The organism is Citrobacter sp. Cf136 (assembly GCF_030333815.1).
Classification (GTDB): domain Bacteria; phylum Pseudomonadota; class Gammaproteobacteria; order Enterobacterales; family Enterobacteriaceae; genus Citrobacter; species Citrobacter freundii.
The window spans coordinates 19495-32958 of sequence record NZ_JAOWFE010000031.1; the positions used below are offsets into that span (position 1 = coordinate 19495).

Below are 13464 nucleotides of genomic sequence, written 5' to 3' on the forward strand. Positions count from 1 at the left end.
ATTAATCGTTGTCAGAACCGCCCAGGCCTGCGTTCAGCAGTTCTGCCAGGCTGGCAGACGCATCTTCAGCAGTCACCTGCGGTGCAGCTGGCAGTTCGCCCGCTGCGCGACGGCGCATACGATCCTGGTGGTACGCGTAACCGGTACCTGCCGGGATCAGACGACCCACGATTACGTTCTCTTTCAGACCGCGCAGTTCATCACGTTTACCTGCAACAGCGGCTTCGGTCAGGACACGCGTGGTTTCCTGGAACGATGCTGCAGAGATGAAGGACTCGGTTGCCAGAGACGCTTTGGTGATACCCAGCAGATCGCGGGAGAACGTTGCACCCACTTTGCCGTTCGCTTCCAGCTCGCGGTTAGCGATCTTGACGCGGGAGTATTCAACCTGCTCGCCTTCCAGGAAGTCGGAGCTACCAGCGCTTTCGATGGTGGCTTTACGCAGCATCTGACGAACGATAACTTCGATGTGTTTATCGTTAATCTTAACACCCTGCAGACGGTATACGTCCTGAACTTCGTTAACGATGTAACGAGTTACAGCATGCACACCACGCAGACGCAGGATGTCGTGCGGCGCTTCCGGACCGTCGGAAACAACGTCACCACGTTCTACACGTTCACCTTCGAACACGTTGAGCTGACGCCATTTCGGAATCATCTCTTCGTACGGTTCGCTACCGTCTACCGGGGTGATAACCAGACGACGTTTACCTTTGGTTTCTTTACCGAAGGAAATGATGCCGCTGATTTCAGCCAGGATTGCCGGCTCTTTCGGACGACGTGCTTCGAACAGGTCAGCAACGCGCGGCAGACCACCGGTGATATCCTTGGTACCGCCGGATTCCTGCGGAACACGCGCCAGGGTGTCACCAGAACTGATCTGTACGCCATCTTCCAACTGAACAATCGCTTTACCCGGCAGGAAGTACTGAGCAGGCATATCGGTGCCTGGGATCAGAACGTCGTTGCCCTGAGCATCAACAATTTTCAGTGCCGGACGCAGGTCTTTACCACCCGCAGTACGCTCTGCAGAATCCAGAACCACCAGAGAAGACAGACCGGTCAGCTCGTCGGTCTGACGAGTAATGGTCTGGCCGTCGATCATGTCAGTGAAGCGGACGAAACCACTCACTTCGGTGATAACCGGCATGGTGTGCGGATCCCAGTTTGCTACGGTTTCGCCGCCAGCAACCTGTTCGCCATCACCTTTCGCCATAACGGAGCCGTAAGGCACTTTATAGCTTTCTTTGGTACGGCCGAATTCGTCGATCAGTTTCAGTTCGGTGTTACGTGAGGTGATAACCAGTTTACCGCTGGAGTTCACAACCGACTTCGCATTGCTCAGACGGATGCTACCTTTGTTTTTCACCTGAATGCTGGATTCAGCAGCCGCACGAGATGCCGCACCACCGATGTGGAACGTACGCATCGTCAGCTGTGTACCCGGTTCACCGATGGACTGTGCCGCGATAACGCCGATTGCTTCACCTTTGTTGATGATGTGGCCACGCGCCAGGTCACGACCGTAGCAGTGCGCACATACACCAAAGTCGGTGTCACAAGATACAACAGAACGGACTTTGACGGAGTCAACGGAGTTCTCTTCCAGCAGGTCACACCACTGTTCGTGCAGCAGCGTGTTGCGTGGAACCAGAATATCCGCCGTACCCGGCTTCAGAACGTCTTCAGCAGTCACACGACCCAGAACGCGATCGCGCAGCGGCTCTTTAACGTCACCACCCTCGATAACCGGGGTCATGGTGATGCCTTCCAGAGTGCCGCAATCGTCTTCAGTAACAACCAGGTCCTGCGCAACGTCGACCAGACGACGAGTCAGATAACCGGAGTTCGCTGTTTTCAGTGCGGTATCCGCCAGACCTTTACGCGCACCGTGAGTAGAGATGAAGTACTGGAGTACGTTCAGACCTTCACGGAAGTTCGCGGTGATTGGCGTTTCGATGATGGAGCCATCTGGCTTCGCCATCAGACCACGCATACCGGCCAGCTGACGAATCTGTGCTGCAGAACCACGCGCACCGGAGTCGGCCATCATGTAGATGCTGTTGAAGGAAACCTGCTGCTCTTCTACGCCGTCACGGTTAATAACGGTTTCGGTTTGCAGGTTATCCATCATCGCTTTGGATACACGATCGTTCGCCGCAGCCCAGATATCGATAACTTTGTTATAGCGTTCGCCCGCGGTTACCAGACCAGACTGGAACTGCTCCTGAATCTCAGCAACTTCAGCTTCCGCTTCAGAGATGATCTCGTGTTTCTTCTCCGGGATGACCATGTCATCAATACCAACAGATGCACCTGAACGCGCTGCATAAGCAAAGCCGGTGTACATTGTCTGGTCAGCGAAGATAACAGTCGGCTTCAGGCCCAGAATGCGGTAACAGGTGTTCAGCATTTTGGAGATAGCTTTCTTGCCCAGCGCCTGGTTGACGATGGAGAAAGGCAGACCTTTCGGTACGATCATCCACAGAATGGCGCGACCAACGGTCGTGTCTTTCAGACTGGTGTGCGCAACGAATTCGCCGTTTTCATCTTTTTCGTATTCAGTGATACGCACTTTAACGCGCGCATGCAGAGAGGCCAGACCTGCGCGATAGATACGCTCAGCTTCTTTCGGGCCAGTCAGCACCATGCCTTCGCCTTTGGCGTTAACACAGTCACGGGTCATGTAGTACAGACCCAATACAACGTCCTGAGACGGAACGATGATAGGTTCGCCGTTCGCCGGAGACAGGATGTTGTTGGTAGACATCATCAGCGCACGCGCTTCGAGCTGGGCTTCCAGCGTCAGCGGTACGTGAACAGCCATCTGGTCACCATCGAAGTCGGCGTTATATGCCGCACAAACCAGCGGGTGAAGCTGGATAGCTTTACCTTCGATCAGTACAGGTTCAAATGCCTGGATACCCAGACGGTGCAGTGTTGGTGCACGGTTCAGCAGTACCGGGTGTTCGCGGATAACTTCGTCCAGGATATCCCAAACGACAGCTTCTTCACGCTCAACCATTTTCTTAGCGGCTTTGATGGTGGTGGCCAGGCCACGCAGTTCCAGCTTGCCGTAGATGAACGGTTTGAACAGTTCCAGCGCCATTTTCTTCGGCAGGCCGCACTGATGCAGACGCAGGTATGGACCTACGGTGATTACAGAACGACCGGAGTAGTCAACACGCTTACCGAGCAGGTTCTGACGGAAACGACCCTGCTTACCTTTGATCATGTCGGCCAAAGATTTCAGAGGACGTTTGTTAGAACCGGTGATCGCACGACCGCGACGACCGTTATCCAGCAGGGCGTCAACCGCTTCCTGCAGCATACGTTTTTCGTTGCGTACGATGATGTCCGGCGCAGCCAGATCCAGCAGACGCTTCAGACGGTTGTTACGGTTGATAACGCGACGATACAGATCGTTCAGATCCGACGTTGCGAAACGACCACCATCCAGCGGAACCAGCGGACGCAGATCTGGCGGCAGAACCGGCAGAACGGTCAGGATCATCCACTCTGGCTTGTTGCCAGACTGTACGAAGGCTTCCAGCAGTTTGATACGCTTGGTCAGCTTCTTACGCTTGGTTTCGGAGTTGGTTTCGTTCAGCTCTTCGCGCAGAGTTTCACACTCTTGCTCCAGATCCATGCTCTTCAGCAGGGCCTGGATTGCTTCCGCACCCATCTTCGCGTCGAATTCGTCACCGAACTCTTCCAGCGCGTCCAGATACTGCTCTTCAGTCAGGATCTGTTGACGTTCCAGATTAGTCATACCGCCTTCGATAACCACATAAGATTCGAAGTACAGTACGCGTTCGATATCACGCAGCGGCATATCAAGCAGCAAACCGATACGGGACGGCAGAGATTTCAGGAACCAGATGTGAGCAGTCGGAGACGCCAGCTCGATGTGGCCCATACGCTCACGGCGTACTTTAGTCTGGGTCACTTCAACGCCGCACTTCTCACAGATCACACCACGGTGTTTCAGGCGCTTGTACTTACCGCACAGGCACTCGTAGTCTTTTACCGGCCCAAAGATACGGGCGCAGAAAAGGCCGTCACGTTCAGGTTTGAACGTACGGTAGTTGATGGTTTCCGGCTTCTTAACTTCACCGAAAGACCATGAACGGATCATGTCTGGCGAAGCCAGAGCAATTTTGATCGCATCAAACTCTTCGGTTTTAGTCTGCGCTTTCAGAAACTTTAATAAATCTTTCACGGATTTGCTCCCGTCGGAGTTAGCACAATCTGGCGCTGGCTGTTACGCCAGCACCAGTGACCTGTTTGATCGAGAGTTACTCGTCTTCCAGCTCGATGTTGATACCCAGCGAACGAATCTCTTTCAACAGTACGTTGAAGGATTCCGGCATGCCTGGTTCCATCTGATGGTTGCCGTCCACGATGTTTTTATACATCTTAGTACGACCGTTCACGTCATCAGACTTAACGGTGAGCATTTCCTGCAGGGTGTATGCTGCGCCATATGCTTCCAGCGCCCACACTTCCATCTCCCCGAAGCGCTGACCACCGAACTGCGCCTTACCACCCAGCGGCTGCTGAGTAACCAGGCTGTAAGAACCGGTAGAACGCGCATGCATCTTGTCATCAACCAGGTGGTTCAGTTTCAGCATGTACATGTAGCCAACGGTAACCTGGCGCTCGAACTGCTCACCGGTACGACCGTCGAACAGTGTGATCTGACCGGAAGTCGGCAGGCCACCCAGCTGTAACAGTTCCTTGATTTCAGACTCTTTCGCACCGTCGAATACCGGCGTTGCGATCGGCATACCTTTTTTCAGGTTTTCAGCCAGACGCAGAACTTCTTCATCACTGAAGGTATTCAGGTCAACTTTCTGACGAACATCTGAACCCAGATCGTAAGCACGCTGGATGAATTCGCGCAGTTTCGCGACTTCCTGCTGCTGTTTCAGCATGGCGTTGATCTTATCGCCGATACCTTTTGCAGCCATACCCAGGTGGGTTTCAAGGATCTGACCGATGTTCATACGCGATGGTACGCCCAGCGGGTTCAGTACGATATCTACCGGCGTACCGTTAGCATCGTGTGGCATATCTTCGATCGGGTTGATCTTAGAGATTACACCCTTGTTACCGTGACGACCTGCCATCTTATCACCAGGCTGGATCCGACGTTTAACCGCCAGATAAACCTTAACAATCTTCAGCACGCCCGGTGCCAGATCGTCGCCCTGAGTAATTTTACGGCGTTTCGCTTCGAGTTTTTTCTCGAATTCGTGTTTCAGTTCGTCGTACTGCTCAGCCAGTTGTTCCAGCTGATTCTGTTTTTCTTCGTCGGTCAGGCCGAGTTCTAACCAGCGGTCGCGTGGCAGTTTGTCGAGCTTCTCAGCTTCAACACCACCGGAAACCAGCACAGCGTAGATACGGCTGAACAGGCCAGCTTCGAGGATCTGCAGTTCTTCAGACAGGTCTTTTTTCGCCTGCTTCAGCTGCATCTCTTCGATTTCCAGCGCACGTTTGTCTTTTTCTACGCCATCGCGAGTAAAGACCTGAACGTCGATAATCGTACCGGAAACACCGTTTGGCACGCGCAGAGAAGAGTCTTTAACGTCAGACGCTTTCTCACCGAAGATCGCACGCAGCAGCTTCTCTTCTGGCGTCAGTTGGGTTTCACCTTTCGGCGTTACCTTACCAACCAGAATGTCGCCACCGGTCACTTCCGCACCGATATAAACGATACCGGATTCATCCAGTTTGGAGAGCGCAGCTTCACCCACGTTCGGGATGTCAGCGGTGATCTCTTCTGGCCCCAGCTTGGTGTCACGGGACACGCATGCCAGTTCCTGAATGTGGATGGTGGTGAAACGGTCTTCCTGGACAACACGCTCGGATACGAGGATGGAGTCTTCGAAGTTGTAACCATTCCATGGCATGAATGCCACGCGCATGTTCTGGCCCAGCGCCAGTTCACCGAGGTCGGTGGACGGACCGTCTGCCAGCACATCACCACGTTCAACCGGCTCGCCCAGAGATACGCAAGGCATCTGGTTGATACAGGTGTTCTGGTTAGAACGGGTGTATTTGGTCAGGTTATAAATGTCGATACCTGCTTCGCCCGGGTACATCTCGTCTTCGTTAACTTTGATAACGATACGGGAAGCATCCACGTACTGAACAGTACCGCCACGTTTAGCAACTGCAGTAACACCGGAGTCAACGGCAACAGCACGTTCCATACCGGTACCAACCAGCGGCTTATCAGCGCGCAGAGTCGGAACCGCCTGACGTTGCATGTTCGCACCCATCAATGCACGGTTGGCGTCATCGTGTTCCAGGAACGGGATCAGGGACGCACCGACGGATACCACCTGCTGGGTGGATACGTCCATGTAGTCAACCTGATCACGGCTGAACAAGCTGGATTCGCCTTTGCTACGGCAGGTAACCAGATCTTCTACAAAGTGGCCTTCGTCATCCAGGTTGGAGTTCGCCTGAGCGATAACGTAGTTGCCTTCTTCGATAGCAGACAGGTAATGAATTTCGTCAGTTACAACACCGTCGGTCACTTTACGGTACGGAGTCTCGAGGAAGCCGTATTCGTTAGTCTGTGCATACACGGACAGGGAGTTGATCAGACCGATGTTCGGACCTTCAGGCGTTTCGATTGGACATACGCGACCGTAGTGAGTCGGGTGTACGTCTCGAACTTCGAAGCCTGCGCGTTCACGGGTCAGACCGCCTGGGCCGAGTGCAGAGATACGACGTTTGTGCGTAATCTCAGACAGCGGGTTGTTCTGGTCCATAAACTGAGACAGCTGGCTGGAACCAAAGAACTCTTTCACTGCTGCAGAAATCGGCTTGGCGTTGATCATATCCTGAGGCATCAGGGTATCCAGATCGCCCAGAGACAGACGCTCTTTCACCGCACGCTCAACACGTACCAGGCCAACGCGGAACTGGTTTTCCGCCATTTCGCCTACGGAACGGATACGACGGTTGCCGAGGTGGTCGATATCATCGACTTCGCCTTTACCGTTACGGATATCGATGAGCTTCTTCATCACTTCGATGATGTCGTCTTTGCTCAGGATACCGGAACCTTCGATTTCGTCGCGCAGCAGAGAACGGTTGAACTTCATACGACCGACCGCAGACAGGTCATAGCGGTCTTCGGAGAAGAACAGGTTCTCGAACAGGCTTTCAGCAGCTTCACGAGTCGGCGGCTCACCAGGACGCATCATGCGGTAGATTTCTACCAGTGCGCTCAGACGATCGTTGGTTGGGTCGACGCGTACAGTTTCAGAAATGTACGGACCGTGGTCCAGATCGTTAGTGAACAGCGTTTCGATACGCTTGTGACCAGACTGGCTCAGCTTAGCCAGCAGATCCAGGCTCAGCTCCATGTTAGCTGCGCAGATCAACTCGCCAGTAGATTCGTCAACGTAGTCTTTAGCCGCAACTTTACCAGCAATGTATTCAACCGGAACTTCGATATGTTTGATATCGTCTTTTTCCAGTTGGCGAATGTGGCGCGCAGTGATGCGACGGCCTTTTTCGACGTAGACTTTGCCGTTAGCTTCAATGTCAAAGGAGGCGGTTTCACCACGCAGGCGTTCCGGCACCAGTTCCATCTGCAGCTTGTTGTCGCGAATTTCGAAAACAACTTTTTCAAAGAACAGGTCAAGGATCTGCTCAGTGGTGTAGTTCAGTGCACGCAGAATAATGGTCGCAGGCAGTTTACGGCGACGGTCAATACGTACGAACAGGTTGTCCTTCGGATCGAATTCGAAGTCCAGCCAGGAACCACGGTAAGGGATGATGCGCGCGTTATACAGCACTTTACCCGAAGAGTGGGTTTTACCTTTGTCGGAGTCAAAGAAGACGCCAGGACTACGGTGCAGCTGAGAAACGATAACACGCTCAGTACCATTGATTACAAAGGTACCGTTGTCAGTCATGAGCGGAATTTCGCCCATGTAGACTTCTTGTTCTTTAATGTCTTTTACGGTGCCTTCCGGCGCTTCGCGCTCGTAGATCACCAGACGCAGTTTTACGCGCAGCGGTGCGGAATAGGTCACGCCACGGATCTGACATTCCTGAACGTCAAACACCGGTTCGCCAAGGCGGTAGCTGACGTATTGCAGCTCGGAATTACCGCTGTAGCTCTGAATCGGGAAAACGGAACGGAAAGCTGCTTCCAGACCATACTGCCCTTCAGGATCTTGCTCGATGAACTTCTGAAACGAGTCAAGCTGGATAGAAAGGAGATAAGGTATGTCCAACACTTGTGGACGTTTACCAAAATCCTTACGAATACGTTTTTTCTCGGTATAGGAGTAAACCATTAGGGTTCCTCAGCTCGCTGACAAGTCGACCCATCTGTCCGACGAAGGGACAGTTTGTGCAACACTATTTTGTTGACCGGAAAATCGAATACTTTCCGCAATGCCTGTTGCTATCACGCTTAAACCATTTCATTGCGATTTACACAGAACTGATGCTCTGTCGCAGTATATTAAGACGTCGATAGAAACAAGCATTGAAAGGCACAGCAGTAGTCAAACAGTGTGAAATGCTACTGGCGCCTTACAGCGCAAAAAGGCTGGTGACTAAAAAGTCACCAGCCATCAGCCTAATTTCTTAGGCTGCAACCAGAAAAGTTGGCTTATTTAACTTCAACTTCAGCGCCAGCTTCTTCCAGAGATTTTTTCAGTGCTTCTGCGTCGTCTTTGCTGATGCCTTCTTTCAGGGCAGCCGGAGCAGATTCTACCAGGTCTTTAGCTTCTTTCAGACCCAGGCCAGTTGCGCCACGTACTGCTTTGATAACAGCAACTTTGTTAGCGCCAGCAGCTTTCAGAATTACGTCGAATTCAGTTTTTTCTTCAGCAGCTTCAGCCGGGCCAGCAGCTACAGCTACAGCAGCAGCAGCGGAAACACCGAATTTTTCTTCCATTGCAGAGATCAGTTCTACAACGTCCATTACGGACATAGCGGATACTGCTTCAATGATTTGATCTTTAGTGATAGACATTTAAATTGTTCCTGAAAATCAGAATAAGTTTATACGTAAGCAGATGCTTGAGAAAGATAACTGCGATTAAGCAGCTTCTTTCGCATCGCGTACAGCAGCCAGAGTACGAACCAGTTTGCCAGCCGAAGCTTCTTTCATGGTTGCCATCAGGCGTGCAATTGCTTCTTCGTAGGTCGGCAGAGTTGCCAGGCGATCGATTTGCGATGCCGGGATCAATTCACCTTCAAAGGCTGCGGCTTTGACCTCAAATTTTGCATTCGCTTTCGCGAACTCTTTGAACAGACGAGCAGCAGCGCCCGGGTGTTCCATAGAGTATGCAATCAGGGTCGGACCAACAAACGTGTCTTTCAGGCACTCGAACTGAGTACCTTCAACGACGCGGCGCAGCAGGGTGTTACGAACAACACGCATGTATACGCCAGCTTCACGACCTGCTTTACGCAGTTCAGTCATTTTATCTACAGTTACGCCACGGGAATCCGCAACTACTGCAGACAGCGCGCCTTTGGCTACTTCGCTGACTTCAGCAACAATCGCTTGTTTGTCTTGAAGATTTAAAGCCATTAGCTTTGCTCCTGGATGTTTGCCGGAACTCATGTTCCGGAACTCACTTCACTCTCCCCAACGGAGAGAGCGTCTAAATACGGTGAGCAGAAACAAGCCAGAGTATCAGAAATAATCTTAGCGTTCTGTCACCGTCTACGCAGGGCATTAAGTTTCTTACGAAACACCTGCGGTCTTCGACGGAGGCCTGGATAGGCCAGGCTCCAACGAACAAATCTTGTCTATGACTTCGCCCTTTGAACCGTAGCTGTGTTAGCTGCTCTCGTTCACACCGGTCATGTAGTTAACTACACTCCCGGCGATTCACTCAATTGCTGCCTTGCTACAATTCAAATGACTCGCATAGAGTTCTGTTTATTTCAACAGAAACGTGGGGGTAAGATTGTAGACAAAATCACCGCCCACGTAAAGGCGAATATTAGTTCGCCACAGTCGCAGTCAGACCGGACTGATCAACGGCAACACCAGCACCCATGGTGGTGGAGATGCTAACTTTCTTGATGTACACGCCTTTAGCCTGAGTCGGTTTCGCTTTTTTCAGCGCAACCAGCAGAGATTCCAGGTTTTCTTTCAGTTTGTCAGCGTCAAAATCCACTTTACCGATGGTGGTATGGATGATGCCGTTTTTGTCGTTACGATAACGAACCTGACCTGCTTTAGCGTTCTTAACCGCTTCAGCAACGTTAGGGGTTACAGTACCAACTTTCGGGTTTGGCATCAGGCCGCGCGGACCCAGAACCTGACCCAGCTGGCCAACAACGCGCATTGCATCCGGGGAAGCAATAACAACGTCAAAGTTCATTTCGCCTTTCTTGATCTGGTCAGCCAGATCTTCCATACCTACCAGCTCAGCGCCTGCAGCTTTAGCAGCTTCAGCGTTTGCGCCCTGGGCAAATACGGCTACGCGAACGGAACGGCCAGTACCGTGCGGCAGTACAGTTGCACCACGTACGTTCTGGTCAGATTTACGAGCATCGATGCCGAGGTTAACGGCAACGTCTACGCTTTCTACGAATTTAGCAGTGGCCAGCTCTTTCAGCAGAGCAATAGCTTCGTTGATGTCGTACTGTTTAGTTGCATCAACTTTGTCACGGATCACGCGCATACGCTTGGTCAGTTTAGCCATTTCTTAGTCCTCCACTACCAGGCCCATGGAACGTGCAGTACCTTCAATGGAGCGAGTCATCGCTTCAATGTCGGAACCAGTCATGTCGGCAGCTTTGGTCTGCGCGATTTCCTGCAGCTGAGCGCGGGAAATTTTACCCACTTTGTCTTTGTTCGGCTTACCTGAACCAGACTTGATACCAGCCGCTTTCTTCAGCAGAACTGCTGCCGGAGGCGTTTTGGTAACGAAAGTGAAAGAACGGTCAGCGTAAACGGTGATAACAACCGGGATCGGCAGACCTTTTTCCATGGAATCAGTTTTTGCGTTGAACGCTTTGCAGAATTCCATGATGTTCACGCCTTGTTGACCCAGTGCTGGACCTACCGGCGGACTCGGGTTAGCCATACCAGCTGCAACTTGCAGCTTGACGTAGGCCTGGACTTTCTTAGCCATTCTAAATTCCTCTAGTTGGGTTATAGCGCCTCAAGGAGGCTCCCCGTGATTAAATTCGTTTTACGGACAGGGTCCATAAAAACAAAAGGCGCGAAATTGTATTCCAATCTCGCGCCTTGTGCAACGATTAAATCGCCGCTTTTTTGATCGCTGTTTAGGCTTTTTCTACCTGGGCAAAGTCCAGTTCTACCGGGGTCGCACGACCAAAGATAGAAACAGAGACTTTCAGGCGGGACTTCTCGTAGTCCACTTCTTCAACCACGCCGTTAAAGTCAGCAAACGGACCGTCACTAACGCGAACCATTTCACCTGGCTCAAACATCGTTTTCGGACGCGGTTTATCACCAACCTGCTGCAGACGGTTCATGATCGCATCAACTTCTTTGTCGCTGATCGGCGCCGGACGGTCAGATGTACCGCCGATAAAGCCCATCACACGCGGCACGCTACGCACCAGGTGCCAGCTTGCGTCATTCATCACCATCTGGACCAGTACATAGCCCGGGAAGAATTTACGTTCGCTCTTGCGACGCTGGCCACCACGGATTTCGACCACTTCTTCGGTCGGCACCATGACTTCGCCAAACAGCTCTTCCATATTTTGTAACTTGATATATTCGCGCAGCGACGTGGCTACGCGGCCTTCAAAACCGGAAAACGCCTGAACGACGTACCAGCGCTTTTTAGGGGCTTCAGACATCTTAGAACCTCAGGCCAGTGATAAAGGATACCAGGCGAACCAGAATACCATCCAGTCCCCACAGGATCAGTGACATTACTGCGGTAACCGCAGCCACAATTAATGTGGTGTGCAATGTTTCCTGGCGAGTTGGCCAAATGACCTTACGGACTTCGGTTCTCGCTTCACGGGCAAAAGCAACGGTCGCTTTACCTTTTGTTGTCAACAGCGCGACACCACCCGCTGCGGCAATCAGAATCACTACGGCCAGCGCACGCAGCGGCAGCATCATGTCACGATAGAGGTAGTTGCCAACGATAGCTACAAGCAGCAATACAGCGACAACAACCCACTTCATCGCTTCCAGGCCGCGCCCGCTTCCTTGAGCTTCGGTATTCGCACTCATAAACCAACCTGTCAGAAGTATTCTACAAACATTTTCACCCCGCGTAAGCGAGGCGATCCAAACCGAAATGCTCTGGTGCGTTTCGGACTAAACGCCCTCTTCAGAGCCTGTCTCAGCAATGATTATGACAAAAAAAATCACTGATGAGCCAGGTTCTGGTGTGAAAGCGTGCAAAAAGGGCATCAAATGATGCCCTTTTATTGCGCATTGCGTCAAATGTTATTCGGCAATTAGCTCATTACTTTGGCAACAACGCCCGCACCAACAGTACGGCCGCCTTCACGGATTGCGAAACGCAGACCGTCGTCCATCGCGATCGGGTGGATCAGAGTAACAACCATTTTGATGTTGTCGCCCGGCATTACCATCTCTACGCCTTCCGGCAGTTCAATGGTACCAGTCACGTCAGTAGTACGGAAGTAGAACTGCGGACGGTAGCCTTTGAAGAACGGAGTATGACGGCCGCCTTCGTCTTTGGACAGAATGTACACTTCAGATTCGAACTTGGTGTGCGGCTTGATAGAGCCCGGCTTAGCCAGTACCTGACCACGTTCGATTTCTTCACGTTTGATACCACGCAGCAGAACACCAACGTTCTCACCAGCACGGCCTTCGTCCAGCAGTTTGCGGAACATTTCAACGCCAGTACAGGTAGACTTAGCAGTCTCTTTGATACCAACGATTTCAACTTCTTCACCAACTTTGATGATACCGCGCTCTACACGACCGGTAACAACGGTACCACGACCGGAGATGGAGAATACGTCTTCGATAGGCAGCAGGAACGGCTTGTCAATCGCACGCTCTGGTTCTGGGATGTAAGAATCCAGGAAGCCAGCCAGTTCGATGATTTTCGCTTCCCACTCTGCTTCGCCTTCCAGCGCTTTCAGAGCAGAACCACGAACGATCGGAGTGTCGTCGCCCGGGAAATCGTACTGAGACAGAAGTTCACGAACTTCCATTTCTACCAGTTCCAGCAGCTCTTCGTCATCAACCATGTCGCATTTGTTCAGGAACACGATGATGTACGGAACGCCTACCTGACGACCCAGCAGGATGTGCTCACGAGTCTGCGGCATCGGGCCGTCAGTCGCAGCAACAACCAGGATCGCGCCGTCCATCTGCGCAGCACCGGTGATCATGTTTTTAACATAGTCGGCGTGGCCCGGGCAGTCTACGTGTGCGTAGTGGCGAGTCGGGGTGTCATATTCAACGTGAGAAGTGTTGATGGTGATACCACG

At 52.1% G+C, this 13464-nt stretch carries 9 protein-coding genes; all 9 read right to left on the reverse strand.

Features of this window, described 5'->3' with window-relative positions; genetic code table 11:
* Position 1: 1 nt before the first annotated feature.
* Positions 2 to 4225 (reverse strand): DNA-directed RNA polymerase subunit beta', encoded by a 4224-nt coding sequence (gene rpoC / locus OGV98_RS04210; RefSeq protein ID WP_003033107.1) that lies wholly within the window; start codon positions 4223 to 4225, stop codon positions 2 to 4.
* 76 nt (positions 4226 to 4301) lie between these two features.
* Positions 4302 to 8330, reverse strand: a complete 4029-nt coding sequence (gene rpoB, locus OGV98_RS04215; protein ID WP_003033111.1) for a DNA-directed RNA polymerase subunit beta — start codon at positions 8328 to 8330, stop codon at positions 4302 to 4304.
* Between the two features lie 320 nt (positions 8331 to 8650).
* On the reverse strand, positions 8651 to 9016 hold the full coding sequence (gene rplL / locus OGV98_RS04220; protein ID WP_003033114.1) for a 50S ribosomal protein L7/L12: 366 nt from the start codon (positions 9014 to 9016) through the stop codon (positions 8651 to 8653).
* A gap of 66 nt (positions 9017 to 9082) precedes the next feature.
* Positions 9083 to 9580, reverse strand: coding sequence for a 50S ribosomal protein L10 (gene rplJ / locus OGV98_RS04225; protein ID WP_001207203.1), 498 nt, complete (start codon positions 9578 to 9580; stop codon positions 9083 to 9085).
* A 418-nt stretch (positions 9581 to 9998) separates the two neighbouring features.
* Positions 9999 to 10706, reverse strand: a complete 708-nt coding sequence (gene rplA / locus OGV98_RS04230) for a 50S ribosomal protein L1 (RefSeq protein ID WP_003033119.1) — start codon at positions 10704 to 10706, stop codon at positions 9999 to 10001.
* A gap of 3 nt (positions 10707 to 10709) precedes the next feature.
* Complete coding sequence (rplK, locus tag OGV98_RS04235) at positions 10710 to 11138, reverse strand: 50S ribosomal protein L11 (RefSeq protein WP_003033122.1); 429 nt, start codon at positions 11136 to 11138, stop codon at positions 10710 to 10712.
* Between the two features lie 154 nt (positions 11139 to 11292).
* A complete protein-coding gene (gene nusG / locus OGV98_RS04240) occupies positions 11293 to 11838 on the reverse strand; it encodes a transcription termination/antitermination protein NusG (RefSeq protein WP_003033125.1) in 546 nt (181 codons plus the stop codon).
* Position 11839: 1 nt separating this feature from the next.
* On the reverse strand, positions 11840 to 12223 hold the full coding sequence (gene secE / locus OGV98_RS04245) for a preprotein translocase subunit SecE (RefSeq protein ID WP_003033128.1): 384 nt from the start codon (positions 12221 to 12223) through the stop codon (positions 11840 to 11842).
* Between the two features lie 230 nt (positions 12224 to 12453).
* Positions 12454 to 13464: elongation factor Tu (gene tuf, locus OGV98_RS04250; RefSeq protein WP_127674166.1), on the reverse strand; the 1011-nt coding region annotated here is incomplete at its 5' end.

Bases quoted from the DNA above. Each gene is read 5' to 3' on its own strand.
- rpoB (WP_003033111.1), bottom strand. From the start codon at position 8,330: ATGGTTTACTCCTATACCGAGAAAAAACGTATTCGTAAGGATTTTGGT.
- rplL (WP_003033114.1), bottom strand. From the start codon at position 9,016: ATGTCTATCACTAAAGATCAAATCATTGAAGCAGTATCCGCTATGTCC.
- rplJ (WP_001207203.1), bottom strand. From the start codon at position 9,580: ATGGCTTTAAATCTTCAAGACAAACAAGCGATTGTTGCTGAAGTCAGC.
- rplA (WP_003033119.1), bottom strand. From the start codon at position 10,706: ATGGCTAAACTGACCAAGCGTATGCGCGTGATCCGTGACAAAGTTGAT.
- rplK (WP_003033122.1), bottom strand. From the start codon at position 11,138: ATGGCTAAGAAAGTCCAGGCCTACGTCAAGCTGCAAGTTGCAGCTGGT.
- nusG (WP_003033125.1), bottom strand. From the start codon at position 11,838: ATGTCTGAAGCCCCTAAAAAGCGCTGGTACGTCGTTCAGGCGTTTTCC.
- secE (WP_003033128.1), bottom strand. From the start codon at position 12,223: ATGAGTGCGAATACCGAAGCTCAAGGAAGCGGGCGCGGCCTGGAAGCG.